Source organism: Marinobacterium stanieri (genome assembly GCF_900155945.1).
Lineage (GTDB): Bacteria > Pseudomonadota > Gammaproteobacteria > Pseudomonadales > Balneatricaceae > Marinobacterium > Marinobacterium stanieri.
Map to the genome: position 1 here is coordinate 1 of NZ_FTMN01000004.1, position 15,811 is coordinate 15,811.

The 15,811-nt window shown below is 55.8% G+C and carries 15 protein-coding genes; 6 read left to right on the forward strand and 9 right to left on the reverse strand.

Features of this window, described 5'->3' with window-relative positions; translation table 11 throughout:
* The coding region (locus BW956_RS10020) for a transposase (RefSeq protein ID WP_139327096.1) at window positions 1-447 on the forward strand (447 nt) is incomplete at its 5' end.
* Between the two features lie 22 nt (window positions 448-469).
* Here BW956_RS10020 and BW956_RS10025 read toward each other — a convergent pair.
* The 5 genes from BW956_RS10025 to BW956_RS10045 all read right to left on the reverse strand — a co-directional run bounded on the left by BW956_RS10025 (window position 470) and on the right by BW956_RS10045 (window position 5,352).
* Window positions 470-772 carry a hypothetical protein gene (locus BW956_RS10025; RefSeq protein ID WP_076462654.1) on the reverse strand — a complete coding sequence of 101 codons (303 nt, stop codon included), beginning with the start codon at window positions 770-772 and terminating at the stop codon, window positions 470-472.
* A gap of 479 nt (window positions 773-1,251) precedes the next feature.
* The gene (locus tag BW956_RS10030; RefSeq protein WP_010323947.1) at window positions 1,252-2,433 is read right to left on the reverse strand and encodes a thiolase family protein; all 1,182 of its coding nucleotides are present in this window, start codon (window positions 2,431-2,433) and stop codon (window positions 1,252-1,254) included.
* A gap of 72 nt (window positions 2,434-2,505) precedes the next feature.
* Entirely contained in the window at window positions 2,506-3,657 is a 1,152-nt protein-coding gene (locus tag BW956_RS10035) for an acyl-CoA dehydrogenase family protein (RefSeq protein WP_076462655.1), read from the reverse strand.
* 44 nt (window positions 3,658-3,701) lie between these two features.
* Window positions 3,702-4,463: an SDR family NAD(P)-dependent oxidoreductase gene (locus BW956_RS10040; protein ID WP_010323945.1), complete on the reverse strand. Its 762-nt coding sequence runs from the start codon at window positions 4,461-4,463 to the stop codon at window positions 3,702-3,704.
* Between the two features lie 133 nt (window positions 4,464-4,596).
* On the reverse strand, window positions 4,597-5,352 hold the full coding sequence (locus BW956_RS10045; RefSeq protein WP_010323944.1) for a FadR/GntR family transcriptional regulator: 756 nt from the start codon (window positions 5,350-5,352) through the stop codon (window positions 4,597-4,599).
* Window positions 5,353-5,521: 169 nt separating this feature from the next.
* Between BW956_RS10045 and BW956_RS10050 the strand changes: the two genes are divergently transcribed.
* From BW956_RS10050 to BW956_RS10070, 5 genes are read left to right on the forward strand one after another with little or no spacing between them, the layout of a single operon-like run.
* The gene (locus BW956_RS10050) at window positions 5,522-6,478 is read left to right on the forward strand and encodes a TAXI family TRAP transporter solute-binding subunit (protein WP_010323943.1); all 957 of its coding nucleotides are present in this window, start codon (window positions 5,522-5,524) and stop codon (window positions 6,476-6,478) included.
* 45 nt (window positions 6,479-6,523) lie between these two features.
* Window positions 6,524-8,584, forward strand: coding sequence for a TRAP transporter permease (locus BW956_RS10055; protein ID WP_010323942.1), 2,061 nt, complete (start codon window positions 6,524-6,526; stop codon window positions 8,582-8,584).
* A 1-nt stretch (window position 8,585) separates the two neighbouring features.
* Window positions 8,586-8,999 carry a DUF1850 domain-containing protein gene (locus BW956_RS10060; protein ID WP_076462656.1) on the forward strand — a complete coding sequence of 138 codons (414 nt, stop codon included), beginning with the start codon at window positions 8,586-8,588 and terminating at the stop codon, window positions 8,997-8,999.
* 19 nt (window positions 9,000-9,018) lie between these two features.
* Window positions 9,019-10,206 (forward strand): acyl-CoA dehydrogenase, encoded by a 1,188-nt coding sequence (locus BW956_RS10065; protein WP_076462657.1) that lies wholly within the window; start codon window positions 9,019-9,021, stop codon window positions 10,204-10,206.
* Between the two features lie 43 nt (window positions 10,207-10,249).
* A complete protein-coding gene (locus BW956_RS10070; RefSeq protein WP_076462658.1) occupies window positions 10,250-11,461 on the forward strand; it encodes a CaiB/BaiF CoA transferase family protein in 1,212 nt (403 codons plus the stop codon).
* Here the strand turns inward: BW956_RS10070 and BW956_RS10075 are convergent.
* The 4 genes from BW956_RS10075 to BW956_RS10090 form a co-directional block, all read right to left on the reverse strand.
* Entirely contained in the window at window positions 11,451-12,101 is a 651-nt protein-coding gene (locus BW956_RS10075; protein WP_076462659.1) for a class I SAM-dependent methyltransferase, read from the reverse strand. The two genes, BW956_RS10070 and BW956_RS10075, sit on opposite strands and share 11 nt — an antisense overlap.
* On the reverse strand, window positions 12,098-13,018 hold the full coding sequence (locus BW956_RS10080; RefSeq protein WP_076462660.1) for a bestrophin family protein: 921 nt from the start codon (window positions 13,016-13,018) through the stop codon (window positions 12,098-12,100). Before BW956_RS10080 ends, BW956_RS10075 begins: the two co-directional genes overlap by 4 nt.
* 68 nt (window positions 13,019-13,086) lie before the next feature.
* Window positions 13,087-13,365, reverse strand: a complete 279-nt coding sequence (locus BW956_RS10085; RefSeq protein ID WP_076462661.1) for a hypothetical protein — start codon at window positions 13,363-13,365, stop codon at window positions 13,087-13,089.
* A 198-nt stretch (window positions 13,366-13,563) separates the two neighbouring features.
* Window positions 13,564-15,738, reverse strand: a complete 2,175-nt coding sequence (locus BW956_RS10090) for an esterase-like activity of phytase family protein (RefSeq protein ID WP_076462662.1) — start codon at window positions 15,736-15,738, stop codon at window positions 13,564-13,566.
* Between the last annotated feature and the right edge of the window lie 73 nt (window positions 15,739-15,811).

Here is a 15,811-nt window from a genome sequence, read left to right on the forward strand (position 1 = left end):
GAAACTCAGATAAAGACTATCACCAAACAGATCGATGAAGCCGTTATACAGGTCAAGCATTGGCGTACCAAAACCGAGATCCTGACCAGCGTGCCAGGTGTCGGTAAAGTCCTCGCGTACACCTTACTCAGCGAGCTGCCAGAACTTGGCAATCTCAACCGTAAAGAGATCGCCGCGCTTGTCGGTGTCGCACCCATGAACCGAGAAAGCGGCACCTGGAATGGTAAACGGCGTATCCGCGGAGGCCGTCACCGTATCCGTACGGTCATGTTCATGGCGATGCTGTCATCCATCCAATGTAACCCTATCTTCAAACGCTTCTACGAGCACCTGAAAGCCCAAGGTAAACTGCCCAAAGTGGCCATCATTGCCTGCATGCGCAAGCTCATTGTGGTGCTGAATACCATGCTCAAAAACGAAGAGCTTTGGCGTCATAGAACAGCCTGATTATTTATGCTGGACACCACAGTCACTTGTTAGGCCTTTCCTCGTTTGCCAGGAGCTTGTCCCGGCTCTCATAAATATGAAAAAGCTCATCTAATGTGTTGGACCAACTCAGAAGAGCCTGTGCAAGCTCTCTAACGAGTTCCTTTGGCGCCTCTAACTCGTGCAGCCAGACTCCAATCGTCTTCTCTTTCGCGGGAAGATCTTCGCAGGGAATGCTGAATCGGTTTTGGTCCTTCGACATCACCAAGTCGTGGGTATACATATGAACATTCCTATTCAGATGTATATTCCAGCCGTTGACTACCCCGACAACCTTGCGGTCCATGCGATGTTTTCCCTCTGCCTAACAGTCCGTTTATGAGGTCTTCGACCTCATAATAATTATTATCGGGTATACCTTTTAACCCTTAAATCAAAACATAACCTATTGATTCCCATAGAAGTTCAAAAGGCAAAAAGGTATATCCGCGCAACGCTCCCGACTCAGCGGGTATCGCCCAATACAACGCATGACAAAGAACAAGCCCAAAACGGCTCGAAAAGAAGAAGAGAAACAACAGAACTACAACTAACCATCCCTGCCATCGACCCATCCCCTTTTCCCTGTCATTGCGGACACCGACTTCCTGCTGGTGTACTTCAAACTTAGCGAAGCTGTACCTAAAGAGCAACGCCCAAAAAGACTAATGCTGCACTAGTACAGTGCGCCTTCAGTTTCGCTATCTGGGCGCTTCCCAAGCTCTACACGAAAAAAAGGCCACCAATCGGTGGCCTCAAAGGCAGAGATGTGCAAGTTAAGGCGTATCAGAGCAGCTCGACTGCGACGGCTGTCGCTTCACCACCACCGATACAGAGGGATGCAACCCCTTTCTTCAGGCCGCGCTGCTTCAGGGCATTAAGCAGCGTGACGAGAATACGTGAGCCGGAGGAGCCGATCGGGTGTCCCAGGGCGCAGGCGCCGCCGTAGACGTTGACCTTGTCGGCATCCAGGCCCAGTTCGTTGATCGCCAGCAGGGAGACCACGGCGAAGGCTTCGTTGATCTCGTACAGATCCACGTCGTCCTTGCTCCAGCCCGCCTTGTCCAGCACCTTCTGGATGGCGCCGATCGGGGCGATGGTGAATTCAGCCGGCAGCTGGGCATGGGTGGAGTGCGCCACAATGCGGGCAACCGGTTTAACACCGCGCTTGTCGGCTTCGGCCTGAGTGGCCAGTACCAGTGCAGAACCACCATCGCTGATGGAGCTGGAGTTGGCGGCGGTTACGGTGCCGTCTTTCTTGAATGCCGGTTTCAGCTGCGGGATCTTGTCCGGACGGGCGTTGCCCGGCTGTTCGTCGGTATCAACAACGGTGTCGCCCTTGCGGCCCTTGATGGTGACCGGTGCAATCTCGTCCTTAAACCAGCCGTTTTCGATGGCCGCCAGGGATTTGTTCAGGGAGCCGATGGCGAAATTGTCCATCGCTTCACGAGTGATGTTGAAATCATCAGCGGAGCGCTGGGCGAATACACCCATCAGGCCGCCTTCGTAGGCGTCTTCCAGGCCGTCGAAGAACATGGAGTCGATCACCTGGCCGTGGCCCATTCGCATGCCGGCACGGGCTTTGGGCAGCATGTAAGGCGCCTGGCTCATGTTTTCCATGCCGCCGGCGATCATGATGTCAGCGCTGCCGGCCTTGATCTGGTCGTGCGCCTGCATCACGGCTTTCATGCCGGAGCCACACATCTTGTTGATGGTGGTCGCGCCAGCCGCATCGGGGATGCCTGCTTTGCGAGAGGCCTGACGCGCCGGGGCCTGGCCCAGTGCGCCGGGCAGTACGCAGCCCATGATCACTTCGTCGATATCGTTCGGCTGCAGGCCGGCACGCTCGATGGCCGCTTCAATGGCCACGGCACCCAGGTCCGGTGAGCGCACGTCGCTCAGGGAGCCCATCATGCCGCCCATGGGAGTACGGGCCGCGCCCAGAATCACAATGCTGTTGTCTGACATCCTGTTGCTCCTGTTAAGTCTTTTTCTTGTAAAGCGTTATTCGTTTCAATCCGACTGTTTAGCGTCGCCCGGTTAGCGTCCGAGTACTGAACGCGCGATCACTTCCTTCATCACCTCAGAGGTGCCGCCGTAGATGCGCTGTACACGGGCGTCGATAAAGGCACGGGAGATCGGGTATTCGGTGGTGTAACCGTAGCCGCCGAACAGCTGCAGGCAACCATCGGCTACACGGCACTGCATTTCGGTGGCGGTATACTTGGCCATGGACGCACTCGCTGCATCCAGCTCGCCACGGGAGTACTCAGCGATGCACTGGTCGATAAAGGCCTTGTTGATGCGATAGTCGGTTTCCATCTCGGCGATACGGAAGCGGGTGTTCTGCAACTCCTTCAGCTTCTGGCCGAACAGGGTGCGTTCGTCGGCATACTGGATGGTCATATCCAGCGAGCCGCGGGCCGCGCCGACACCGATAGCACCAATCACCAGACGTTCGCGGGGCAGTTCTTTCATCAGGTACATGAAGCCCTTGCCCTCTTCGCCCAGCAGGGCCGACTTGGGCACGCGCATGTTCTCGAAGAACAGCTCGGAGGTATCGCCGGAGTGCTGGCCGATCTTCTCCAGGTTACGGCCCTTGCTGTAACCCGGCAGCGTGGTGTCGACCAGGAACAGGCTGACGCCCTTGGCACCGGCCGCCGGATCGGTCTTGGCGGCGACGATCACCATGTCGGCGTGCTGGCCGTTGGTGATGAAGGTCTTGGAGCCGTTGATTACGTACTCATCGCCATCCAGTACAGCGGTGGTACGCAGCGCTGCCAGGTCACTGCCGGCACCCGGCTCGGTCATGGCGATGGCGCCAACCACGTCACCGGACACCATGCCCGGCAGCCAGCGGTATTTCTGTTCGTCGTTGCCGATATGGGCGATATAGGGCGCCACGATATCGGAGTGCACCATTACGTTGGTGGCCAGGGCACCGTAGCCCAGACGCGCCATCTCGGTGACCAGCATCACGGAGTATTCAAAAGGCACACCGCAGCCGCCGTGGGCTTCAGGGGCGTCGACGCAAAGCAGGCCGGCTTCGCCCAGGGTGCGCCAGAGTTCACGCGGGGTGATCTCGTCCTTTTCCCACTGTTCGTAGTGAGGTTCCACTTCGCGCTCCAGTGCGCGCAGCACCATTTCGCGAAAGAGTTCCAGTTCTTCCTGGTCGATTACAGCTGCATTCATCTCGCTCACCTTCTTATACTCGTGCGTCTTGCTCGTCCGTCGGCTTACTTCGGTGCCATGCGCAGGGCACAGTCCAGACGGATAGTCTCGCCGTTGAGCAGCGGGTTCTTCACGATCTGTTCAACCAGCATGCCGTACTCGTCCGGATGACCCAGACGCTGCGGGAACGGCAGAGTGGCAGCCAGGCTGTCCTGCACTTCCTGCGGGAAGCCGGACATCATCGGGGTCAGGAAAAGGCCCGGTGCAATGGTGTTCACACGTACACCCTGACGCGCCAGTTCACGTGCGGCCTGCAGCGTCATGGACACCACGCCACCCTTGGACGCGCTGTAGGCGACCTGACCGATCTGACCTTCGTAGGCCGCGATGGAGGCAGTGGAAATCACTACACCACGCTCGCCATCGGCGTTCGGTTCGCGAGTTGCCATATCGGCAGCGGCCAGACGCAGAATATTGAAGCTGCCTACCAGATTGACCTGAATAACCTTGTCAAAGTTCTCCAGCGGCATGGGGCCTTCCTTGCCGACGATCTTGCCCGCCGGAGCGATACCGGCGCAGTTCACCGCAATACCGCAGGCACCATGCACTTCACGTGCAGTGGCAAATGCCGCTTCAGCACTCTCGGCAGAGGACACATCGCAACGTACGAAGATACCGCCCAGCTCTTCAGCGATCTCGCGGCCACGCTCTTCATTCAGATCGAAGATGGCAACCTTGGCACCGGCTGCCGCCAGCGCACGGGCAGCGCCCTCGCCCAGACCAGAAGCACCACCGGTTACGATTGCAGGTACGTTTTTGAAATCCATGACTCACACCTTTGTTATTCGTTTGGCTGCCGTTTACACGACAGCGCTTATAAGGGAATAACCTTAGTGTGAATCAGGACCGAGACTGCTGCCATGACAATATTCGGCAGCAAATTTGGCAAAAATCGACAGCTCAGGCGAGGAAGTGCTTTTGCAGCTGCCCTTCCAGTTCGCGGTTGAAATGTTCAGCAGACTGCATGTGCTCTCTCATCAATTCACGTGCGAGATCAGCATCGCGCTTGCGAAAAGCATCCATCAGCTGCTTGTGATAGTTCAGGTTGGCGCAGGAAAACTCCTGCTGCTCTGGTAGCTGTGCTTTTTTGAATATCACCAGGTCGCGAATCATGTCGTTCAGGAAACGGCCAATGAACGCAAGCATGGCATTGTCGCAGCACCCTGCCAGCACAACGTGAAATTCCAGTTCAGCTATACGCTGTTGCATTCGCTCATCAAAGTTGCTTGCAGGCGTCTCGCAACAGGCAACCAGTGACTCCAGTCGAGCAAAATCCTCATCCTGCAGTCGCGGCGTCGCCAAAGCCGCTATCTCCGGCTCTACCAGAGTTCGCAAGGCGTAAATTTCAGGCCCTGTCGGTTGGTCGAAGTGCAAAAAATTTCGCAACAACTGACTGGCTTTTTCATAGGGAACTCGCTCCAACACTGCTCCGCCGTTGGGTCCTGTCTTGATTCTGACCAACCCTTGCACTTCCAGCGACTTGAGAGCCTCGCGCACGGTTCCTTTGGAGCATTCAAACTGCTCCATCAACTCGCGCTCATTGGGTAAACGGTCACCGGGCTGCTTGCCGTTAACAACAACCCACTGCTTGACGGATTCAACTATCTGATCAGCGCGCTTGATACGTTGCGGGGCTTCAAAGTCTTGTTTTTGCATGTTTTCGAGTGCCTTTGGAGGGATGTCCATCCTGCCACAAACTTGATGATTTTTCGATCTTGGTTGTTTAATTATATTTATTAGTATAAATAGTATAGTTAAGACTTGGCCTGACAGCCGAGCTGCATGCTGGATCTGATATAAAAACAAACCAACAGAGACAACGACTATGCAAACCAAAGGATTGATACGAACTCTGGGCGCCGCAACTCTGACGGCAGCTCTTTCCATGTCTGCACAGGCATCCGACTACATCAACGTGCTTACCGGTGGTACGTCTGGCGTGTACTACCCAATGGGCGTTGCACTATCCAAGATCTACAACGATGAAATAGAGGGGGCAAAGGCCTCCGTACAGTCCACCAAAGCCAGCGTGGAAAACCTCAACCTTATTCAAATTGGCCGAGGCGAACTGGGATTTGCGCTGGGGGACTCTGTGAATTCAGCCTGGAATGGCGACAAGGAAGCCGGTTTTCCCAATAAACTGGATAAGCTGCGTGGCTTGACCGCCATATACCCCAACTACATTCAAATCGTGGCGAGCAAAGCCTCAGGGATTAAATCTCTGGCGGATTTGAAAGGTAAGCGCGTTTCGGTTGGCGCGCCCCGCTCTGGTACAGAACTGAATGCCCGCCGGGTATTTGGTGCAGCCGGCCTGAGCTACGACGACTTCAGCCGAGTGGAATACCTCCCCTTCGGCCAATCAGTGGAGTTGATCAAGAACCGTCAGATCGATGCAACGCTGCAGTCGGCTGGGCTTGGGGTAGCATCTATTCGCGACCTGAGTACTGCGCTGGATATCACGATCGTTCCGGTTGGCGCTGATGTTGCGAAAGCGCTCAACAACCCGGCCTATATTTCTACCACTATCCCTGCCGGAACCTACGATGGCCAGGACACCGATGTCTCCACCGTGGCGGTGGTTAACTTCCTGGTTACTTCCACAAATGTTGCAGATGACACTGCCTACAAGATGGCTCGCGAGCTGTTTGATAACCGCGATCGCCTTGAAGCCGCTCATGCAGCGGGACGCCAGATCAAGCTGGAAAATGCACTGAACGGCATGCCCATTCCTCTGCACCCCGGTGCCGAGCGGTATTACCGTGAAGTTGGTTTGATCAAGTAATAATGCCAGGGGCCTCTCGGGGCCCCATGATCTGCGGATATTAATATGACGGATGCAAGCACTCATCCGGTGCCGGATACGGCGCCGGAGGTCGAGACACGCGCAGCCATGCTCATTCGACCGCTTTACTGTATCGCCATTGCCTTCTCCCTGTTCCAGCTGTACACCGCCGTGTTCACACCGCTGTCGAGTCTGGTGGTGCGCTCTGTTCACGTAGGTTTCCTGATATTGCTGGCTCTAACGCTCTACCGGGCAAACGGGTCAGGTCAGAACAAGGTTCCCTGGTATGACTGGGCTCTGGGTTTAACCGGGTTTGCGCTCGGTTTCTATCACTGGATTTTTGAAGCGGACATCATGCTGCGCTTCTTGCCGGAAACCCAGGACCTGATCGTGGGCACGCTGATGGTTGCACTGGTGTTCGAGGGTGCTCGACGTTGTATGGGCATTGGTCTGGCTGTGGTCTGCGGTCTATTCCTGCTCTGGGGATTGTTCGGCCAGTACCTGCCCGAACCATTGGGGCATCGAGGTTATGCGCCTGACCAGGTATTGCAGCAACTTTTCCTTGGCACCGAGGGAATTTTCGGCATTCCCACCTTCGTGTCATCGACCTATCTGTTTCTGTTTATTCTGTTCGGCAGTTTTCTGCAGCAGGCCGGCATGGTTGGCCTGTTTAATGATTTGTCGTTAGGCACTGTCGGCCACACCAAAGGCGGCCCGGCCAAGGTTGCAGTGGTTTCCTCCGGCATCATGGGCACCATTTCCGGCTCAGGCATCGCCAATGTAGTAACGACCGGGTTGTTTACTATTCCGCTCATGAAGCGTTTTGGCTATCGTCCCGCGTTTGCCGGTGCTGTTGAAGCAACCGCTTCCATGGGGGGGCAGATCATGCCACCGGTGATGGGTGCCGTTGCCTTCATCATGGCAGAAACCATTGGCGCCCCCTATGTAGATGTGGTCAAGGCTGCCGCCATTCCAGCTGTGCTCTACTTTGCGACCGTCCTCTGGATGGTCCACCTGGAAGCCGGCCGCTGTAACCTGAAGGGCTTACCCAAAGCGGAATGTCCCCGGCCTTTGCTGGCACTGAAAGAGCGCTGGTATCTGCTACTGCCACTGATGACGCTGGTCTGGTTGCTGTTTGGCGGCTATACCCCTCTGTTTGCCGGTACTATTGGCCTGCTGCTTACGGTTGTGCTGATCCTCGGCAGTGCCTTATCCGGTCCATTGCGCCAAACCTATATGAAGGTAGCCTTCTGGATTATGGTCGGTCTGGCATGCTCGGCATTCTTTAAGTACGGCGCCGGCGCCATCTTCGCCCTGATTGGGGTGCTTATCCTGCCGCAACTTATTCTCAAGGGAGGCCGCGACACTCTTAAGCTCTGTCTCGACAGCCTTGCCCAAGGCGCCGTCAGTGCAACCGGTGTCGGTATTGCCTGTGCCGTGGTCGGTGTAATCATCGCGATTCTGACCCTGACAGGCCTGCCCATTACGATCGGCTCGGCTATCGTCGACATTGGTCAATCAAGCCTGTTTCTGAGCCTGGTGCTAACAATGCTGACCTGCATTGTATTGGGCATGGGTATTCCGTCGATTCCCAATTACATCATTACCAGCTCTATTGCCGGGCCGGTGCTGGTTCAGCTCGGTGTGCCGGTGATCGTCGCTCATATGTTCGTGTTCTATTTCGGCATCATGGCCAACCTTACACCGCCGGTTGCACTCGCCGCCTTTGCCGCTGCGCCCATCGCCAATGCCCCAGCCATGCGCATTTCGATGATCTGTCTGCGCATTGCCATTGCCGGTTTCCTGTTGCCATTCATGGCGGTATACGCCCCGGCGCTAATGCTCCAGGGCGACAGCCTCTTGATGAGCGCCTGGGTAACGTTCAAAGCAGTCTTTGCAATCGCACTCTGGGGCGCGGCAGCCATCGGTTATCTGTATGCGCCTCTAAACTGGCCGGAAAGACTCTGGGCCACTGCTGCAGCAGGTTGCATGGTTGTCGCCATGCCGATTACGGACGAGATCGGACTTGCACTTGGGGCAGCCTTCCTGGCCTGGCACTGGTTCCAGGTTCGACGCGGCAACAGCCTCTCTACGGAGCCCGTTTGATATGAACCTGCTGTGTATCGGATTACTAACCGCAGCAATGGAAGTTCGATGTATTGAGACCGATAGTTTCACCCTGCGGTGGCAGCACTCCGTAGAACATAGCGGTTGGTATGAACAATACCGCCTCAGGGGCAAGCAATTTTTGCTGGTGGAATCAGCAGTGCAGCAAAGTGGTGCGGGCATGGAGCCCGCACCTGATGCCCGCCTGGTCGATGGCTGGTGGATCAGCCGCCCTGCTGCCTCCTTAGGTATACCTGAGCTGATCCTGCCGGACTCAGCATTCACAAGCCCCATGCAACTTTGCCTGCAGAGCGACTGCCAGCCTCTGCGCAGCTGGTTAACGGGCAATAAAGACTCAACAACTCCGGTGCGGCTGTTCGCCGGAACACAAACACCAGTAGATAACGAGCATTAAATAAATCGGGAGTACACAGATGTCCAACTTTGCAAGCTTCAATTGGGACGACCCCTTGCTGCTGGAGCAGCAATTAACTGAAGAAGAGCGCCAGATCCGTGATGCGGCCCATGCTTACTGCCAGCAGTCGCTGCAGCCCCGAGTTCTCAGTGCTTACCGCGAGGAACGTTTTGACCGGGAGATCATGAGGGAGATGGGCGAAATGGGCCTTCTCGGACCAACCGTCGCTGAAGAATACGGCGGCGCCGGTATTGGCCATGTCGCTTATGGACTCATCGCCCGTGAGGTTGAGCGTGTCGACTCTGGTTATCGTTCAGCCATGAGCGTTCAGTCATCGCTGGTTATGTATCCCATAGAAACCTATGGTTCCGAAGAGCAGAAACGCAAATACCTGCCCAAGCTCGCCAGTGGCGAATGGGTCGGTTGTTTCGGCCTGACCGAGCCAGACCACGGTTCTGACCCGGGCTCCATGATCACGCGCGCCAAAAAAGTAGATGGCGGCTACCGCCTAACCGGCCAGAAAATGTGGATTACCAACAGTCCCATCGCAGACCTGGCCGTTGTGTGGGCCAAATCGGAAGCCCATGACGGCAAGATCAAAGGCTTCATCGTCGAGCGCGGCACCGAAGGATTCTCGACACCCAAAATTGAAGGCAAGCTAAGCCTGCGTGCCAGTATTACCGGTGAAATTGTGCTGGATGAAGCCTTCGTACCCGAAGAAAACCTTCTTCCCAATGCAAGCGGTCTGGCAGGCCCCTTTGGCTGCCTCAACAAGGCCCGCTTCGGTATTGCCTGGGGCGCCATGGGCGCCGCCGAGTTCTGCTGGCACGCAGCACGCCAGTACACACTTGACCGCAAGCAGTTCAACCGACCGCTGGCCGCTAACCAGCTGGTCCAGTTGAAACTGGCCAACATGCAGACCGAAATTTCACTGGGCTTGCAGGGTGCACTGCAGATCGGGCGTTTAATGGATAGTGGCAATTGGGCACCCGAGATGGTCTCGCTGATCAAACGCAACAACTGCGGTAAGGCACTTGATGTGGCACGTATGTCTCGTGACATGCACGGAGGCAACGGGATTTCCGACGAATTCGGCGTTATGCGCCATATGGTCAACCTGGAAACCGTCAACACCTACGAAGGTACCCACGATGTGCATGCACTGATTCTGGGTCGAGCCCAAACAGGTATTCAAGCATTCTTCTAACGCCTGGCGGCGGCTTCCGAGCCGCCTGCTTTGGAGGTGTATTATGGATAAACCCCTGGCAGGTGTCAGAGTGCTGGACTTGTCCCGTATTCTGGCAGGCCCCTGGTGCAGCCAACACTTGGCTGATCTGGGTGCTGAAGTGATCAAGGTGGAACACCCTAAGCGTGGCGACGATACCCGCAGCTGGGGTCCACCCTATTTGAAAAATACCCGAGAAGCGGCCTACTTTCTGAGTGCCAATCGTGGCAAGGAATCGGTTGCCATCGACATTGCTCACCCCGAGGGCCAACAACTGATCCGGGAACTGGCCTCTCAGGTAGACGTGGTTCTTGAAAACTTCAAAGTAGGAGGACTTGCCCGCTACGGGCTTGATTACGAGAGTCTTAAAGCCGTCAAACCCGACCTTATTTACTGCTCTATTACAGGGTTTGGCCAGGATGGCCCCTATGCAGAGCGAGCAGGCTATGACTTCCTGCTTCAAGGCATGGGTGGTTTGATGAGTTTGACCGGACAACCCGAAAGCGTCCCCGGCAGCGAACCGGTCAAGGTCGGCGTAGCCATTACCGATCTGTTTACAGGCATGTACGCGGCTACAGCCATACTGTCCGCGCTGCTGCAGCGTGACAGAACCGGCGACGGAGTCTGGATTGATCTATCGTTACTGGATGTACAGGTCGGCGTTCTTGCCAACCAGGCGATGAACTACCTGACAACCGGAAATTCCCCGGAGCGGATGGGAAATGCACACCCCAATATTGTGCCCTACCAGGTGTTTCCCAGCGCCGATGGACACATCATTCTGGCCGTGGGAAATGACACGCAATTCCAGCGTTTCTGTGAGGTTGCCGGCATACCCGAGCTGGCTGGTGATTCTGACTACGCTACCAATAATAGCCGTGTTGAAAACCGCGAGCAGCTCATTCCACAGCTGAGTGCCTGCATCGCAAAACACCCTTCTGCCTTCTGGCTGGATGAGCTGGAAAAAGTTGGCGTACCCTGCGGCCCTATCAACAACCTGGCTCAGGTGTTCGCAGACCCTCAAATATGTCACAGAGGCATGCGCATTGAGCGCCAACACCCTGAAGCAGGGTCAGTGCCATTGGTCAGTAACCCTATCCGTTTCAATGGACATGCTCTAAATGCCGAAACAGCCCCCCCGGCATTGGGCGAGCACACATTAGAGGTTCTGCAACGACTGCTGCCGAATCAAAACTCCAGGCTCGATCAGCTTAAAATTGAAGGTGTCATTCGCTAGGCGCTTTGACGAAGCAAACCACATCATTATGCGGATACTCGGGCACACAGCCCCAGCGCTCGCCCAGCCAGCTGAAACTCTCTTCGGCAAAGAAGGTGATGTGGGTGGGATCATTGCGGTAGTGCCAGCTGCGAAAGCGCTCATCGTCCAGCACCCGTTTGGTTTGCAGTACCAGCACGCCCTCAGGTGCGAGCAATGACCAAAGCTGGTCCAGTACGGGAAGCGGCTCGGCCAGGTGCTCCACCACCTCGGTGCTGGTAATGAAGTCATACGGCCCGGTCAGCACCGAGGTGTCGGGATGGAAGTACTTGTCGTACTGCGCCATGTCATAGCCGGCCTCCCGCGCCATGGCCACCAGTGCCGGGCCGGGGCCGCAGCCGAAATCCAGCCCTTTGGCCGGGACCGGTTTACGCGCCAGCACCTCATCAAAGGCACGAGACAGAAAACGGCGATAGCCCGGGTCATCGATGGCATTTTCATGGTCATCGTATACGGCTTTTTCATCCGCATCCGATAAGCGCTGTGACGGTTCCAGATGGACCATTTTGCAGGCTTCGCAGCGATGGTAGGTCTTCGCTTTGCAGGTAATGGCATAGAGCGTAGTCGAACTGCACAGCGGGCAGGAAAGGTCTGTGCTCATTGCAGTTGAAACTCCACCGGTTGCAGCAACTCTGGTGCCGGGTCACCCAGGGCTTCGGCGACGCTGATTTCATGAATGCGGCAGATCGCATCCAGCGGCAGGTCATTGGTGTGGCGTCCGAAGGGAAACTCCAGCTGCTCAGACAGGCGGTCCAGGCCAAAGAAGGTGTAGGCAACGATGCCGGTAAAGACAGGCGTAAACCAGCCAGCAGCTCCCACCAGCCCAAAGGGCAGCAGGTAGCAATAAAAGTAGGCTGTTCGATGCGCCAGCAGTGTATAGGCAAAGGGCAAAGGCGTTTGTGCAATGCGCTCGGAGGCGGCCTGGACACCGGCCAGACTGTGCAGGTGCTTATCCAGCGCAGCAGCGGCAACGCTATCGATCTCCCCTGCTTTGTACGCATTTGCTACCAAATCCCCGGCACACTGCAGCATCTGCGCAGCGGGGTTACGAGCGCTTAATATGGCGTCCAGTTCGTCCTGTGGCAGCACCTGATTCAAGCCCTCCGGCAGGTCCGCACGCACATCTTCTTCACGTAACTGGCCACGCAGCAGATGTGTATGGGCCAGTGCCAGCACTAACAGGCTGCGGCGACGCTCAGGATTCAGGTAGATGCCACTGGTGCGGGCCAGACTGCGCATCTCGACTACCATCTGGCCCCACTGCTTGCGCGCTTCCCACCAGCGGTCATAGGTCGCGGTGTTGCGCACACTGAGCAGGATCGACAGCGCAATCCCCATCAGGGTAAAGGGCAAGAGTGTGTATTCAACGATGCCATCAAGGTAGTGATGTCGGGTTACCCAGGTCACCACAATGGCGAAGAGTCCGGACAACAGAATATGGGGCAGAATATGCGGGAATACCGAGCCCTTCCAGGCCAGCATCAAACCGAGCGCACCGGGACGGTTGCGTACGATCATGTAGAATTCTCCAGGCGACCTTAGGGGCCATGGATGGTGTCACAGGCCGCCTGAAGAGGGAAGCCTTCTCACACGCTGGAGAAGAATCTAACTCGAGATAGAATGATCCGCCGACGACTCAACTGTGAAAGCCTGTACATCGATGCCAGATCGATAATACCGGCCCACATCAGCAATTCCATTGTGCTGCCGCGAGTTGAAAAAGCGGAATGGAGGTCTGTGCCTTGGCCTGTCATGAGAACAAAAAAAGCCAACACGACAATAGCAGAAGCAATCAGGGAAATGATTTTGTATTTGATCAGGCGCCGCCCAAGGATGGCAACTTGATCCGGTTCTTTGGTTTTCATGGCCTACCTCAACCTGTTCACTTTTTGAACAAATCAGCGGCTGAATTTTAAGTCTGAACACCTGAACCCACTAGTGTCTCAAAAACAAACACTAATTATATTTTAGCTGAAACAGCTGTTTATTTTCCGACCAGAACACATAAAAAAGGAGGTTTTTTCAAACCTCCTTTTGGAACAAAGCTAGCAAAGTGTAGCTTTTCAGCGAATTTGCCCCATTTTGACCCACAAAGTTTCGCCAGAACTGTCGTCAACTCCGTCATTGTCGGTGACAAAAAATCCATTTCCGTTCTGATCTATGGCAAAACCTTCCACTTTATCGGTCACATAGCCGTTCAGAGACGCCAGTTCGGGAATCAAATCACGTACCAGCGTCTTCTGCACCAGCGGCAGTGTTGAGCCCAGCTCAGCGGTTTGCAGGCCATTCAGCTCGACCGAGTAGAGGCGCTTGATGGCGGCATTGGCACCGATCTGGTTGTCGCGCTCCAGAATGTAGGCCTTGCCATTGTGGATTTCGATCTCGGACAGACCAACCCAGCCTTTTTCAGTTGCATCCAGCGGGTAATGCGCAGCCGTCCACTCCCCTGTCTTCAGATTATGCTTGAGCAGTTTTACCTGCTGTTCGCCATCGTCCTTCCAGGGACGCTGCATCACAATCCAGAGGTTGTCGCCATCCAGTGCAATGCCCTCGGCACCAAAGCGAATCTGGTGCTCCAGCAGCTCAGCCGGGAATGCCAGGGTCTCGTCGATTTCACCGGCAGCATTTACATGGTAAATGGCGTGAGGCACTTCCTTCTTGGCATTGCCTTCAGATGCCAGCCAGAAACCGCCTTTGCCATCAGCTGCCACACCTTCCAGATCCAGCTTCTTGGCTGGCTGGCCATCACGGGTGATGTTCAGGGCAGCCGTAATACGTGCCGGGTGAGCGCTGGCATCGATGGTGAAAATGCGGGGCTGGTTCTTATAGAAGCTGTCATTAACCGCGTAAAGCACATTCGGCTTGCTCGGATCAGCCGTCAGACCGGACAGCGCGCCCCAGCCAATGGGTGCGCCAGTGGCCGCTTCATTGCCGGAAACCAGCTGCGGATAAGCCGGTGCGTCCTTGGTAAGGCTGAACAGCATCACATGGGCACGCACGCCGCCATCTTCGATCAGGTCCTTCTCGTTGGCGCTGACCAGCAGGTTGCGCGACGGAATGGCAACAGCGGATTCCGGTGCAATACCGGACGGCAGCAGCTGCATGAACTCGGGGGCAGCACCGGTATCACGGTACACACCGATCACAGAGCCACGCTCGGACATGACGAAGATATAGGTGTCGTCACCGAAACGGCCAACTTCCAGACCTTCCGGCTCGGCACCTTTCTTGCCGGAACGCTTGTCCGGGTAATGGCCGGCACGTACGACTTCGTGCTCAAAGGCGGCACCGGATTCAAACAGCAGCTTGCCGTTTTTATGGAAGATGCTGAAGCCGCGTGAACCACCGTTATAGTCACCTTCGTTGGCGATGACAAAGCGGTTGTTATCCAGCCACTTAACAGCGTCCGGCTCGCGCAGCACGTTGTTCAGTTCGCCGGTGAAGTGCAAGGCACCGTCTTTCTTTACATCAATCTGCTTGAGATCGACCGTACCGGCGGAGAAGTGATTGCTCACCTTGCCGGTTTTGGCATCGACGATCACCAGGTGGTTGTTTTCCTGAAGCGTGACAACGACTTCACCCTTCTGGTTGAAATCGACAAATTCCGGCTCTGGGTCGGACGGTGCAATTTCGGCCAAACCGGTCAGATCCACACGCTTGAGGCCCGAGCAAACCAGTTGGCCCTGTTTCAGCGGCACCAGCACCAGATCACCGGCGGGCAGCTGCGGAATGACACCGTCGTTCAGGTCTTCATCGCGCTCGTTTTCAATTGCGACTGCAACCATATCGCCCTGCTTGGAAACAGCAACCGAGTCCGGCTGGCCGCCCAGGTCACACTGGCTCACCACTTTCTTCTGCGCTGAATTGACCAGCGCCAGGAAGCCTGAAGGCGCCGTGTAGCTCTCGGAGGTATTCACACCGACAACGGCATTCTCGCCAACCGCACTGACAGAGGTCGGCTCACCCTTGAGCGGCATAAAACCGGCGGGCTTGGGCTGCTGGGCATCACGGATATCGATAAAGCCGATACCCTCACGCGGGCTGTCACTGTAGATCAGGGTATTACCGCTGGCAGTAGCGGTAATGATCTCGGCAGAGGTTTCCTGCTCCATATTGGATGCAAGCAGGTTGTCTGCAGTCGAGAAGCTTTGAATACGGTTAAAGCTGTTGGCGTGAGCCGAAGTCGCAGCGGCGACCGCCATGGCCAGGCAGGATGCGCGCAGCAGGCGAGAATCCATACGGGTATACCTCCAGATGTATTTAGGTGAAGACAAAACTCTAGAGGCGTTTTATGACAGTCTGGTTATAAAA

Coding starts and splice junctions, on each gene's coding strand:
- BW956_RS10065 (WP_076462657.1), top strand. CDS start 9,019: ATGTCCAACTTTGCAAGCTTCAATTGGGACGACCCCTTGCTGCTGGAG.
- BW956_RS10035 (WP_076462655.1), bottom strand. CDS start 3,657: ATGAATGCAGCTGTAATCGACCAGGAAGAACTGGAACTCTTTCGCGAA.
- BW956_RS10050 (WP_010323943.1), top strand. CDS start 5,522: ATGCAAACCAAAGGATTGATACGAACTCTGGGCGCCGCAACTCTGACG.
- BW956_RS10085 (WP_076462661.1), bottom strand. CDS start 13,365: ATGAAAACCAAAGAACCGGATCAAGTTGCCATCCTTGGGCGGCGCCTG.
- BW956_RS10025 (WP_076462654.1), bottom strand. CDS start 772: ATGGACCGCAAGGTTGTCGGGGTAGTCAACGGCTGGAATATACATCTG.
- BW956_RS10030 (WP_010323947.1), bottom strand. CDS start 2,433: ATGTCAGACAACAGCATTGTGATTCTGGGCGCGGCCCGTACTCCCATG.
- BW956_RS10055 (WP_010323942.1), top strand. CDS start 6,524: ATGACGGATGCAAGCACTCATCCGGTGCCGGATACGGCGCCGGAGGTC.
- BW956_RS10045 (WP_010323944.1), bottom strand. CDS start 5,352: ATGCAAAAACAAGACTTTGAAGCCCCGCAACGTATCAAGCGCGCTGAT.
- BW956_RS10040 (WP_010323945.1), bottom strand. CDS start 4,463: ATGGATTTCAAAAACGTACCTGCAATCGTAACCGGTGGTGCTTCTGGT.
- BW956_RS10070 (WP_076462658.1), top strand. CDS start 10,250: ATGGATAAACCCCTGGCAGGTGTCAGAGTGCTGGACTTGTCCCGTATT.
- BW956_RS10080 (WP_076462660.1), bottom strand. CDS start 13,018: ATGATCGTACGCAACCGTCCCGGTGCGCTCGGTTTGATGCTGGCCTGG.
- BW956_RS10090 (WP_076462662.1), bottom strand. CDS start 15,738: ATGGATTCTCGCCTGCTGCGCGCATCCTGCCTGGCCATGGCGGTCGCC.
- BW956_RS10060 (WP_076462656.1), top strand. CDS start 8,586: ATGAACCTGCTGTGTATCGGATTACTAACCGCAGCAATGGAAGTTCGA.
- BW956_RS10075 (WP_076462659.1), bottom strand. CDS start 12,101: ATGAGCACAGACCTTTCCTGCCCGCTGTGCAGTTCGACTACGCTCTAT.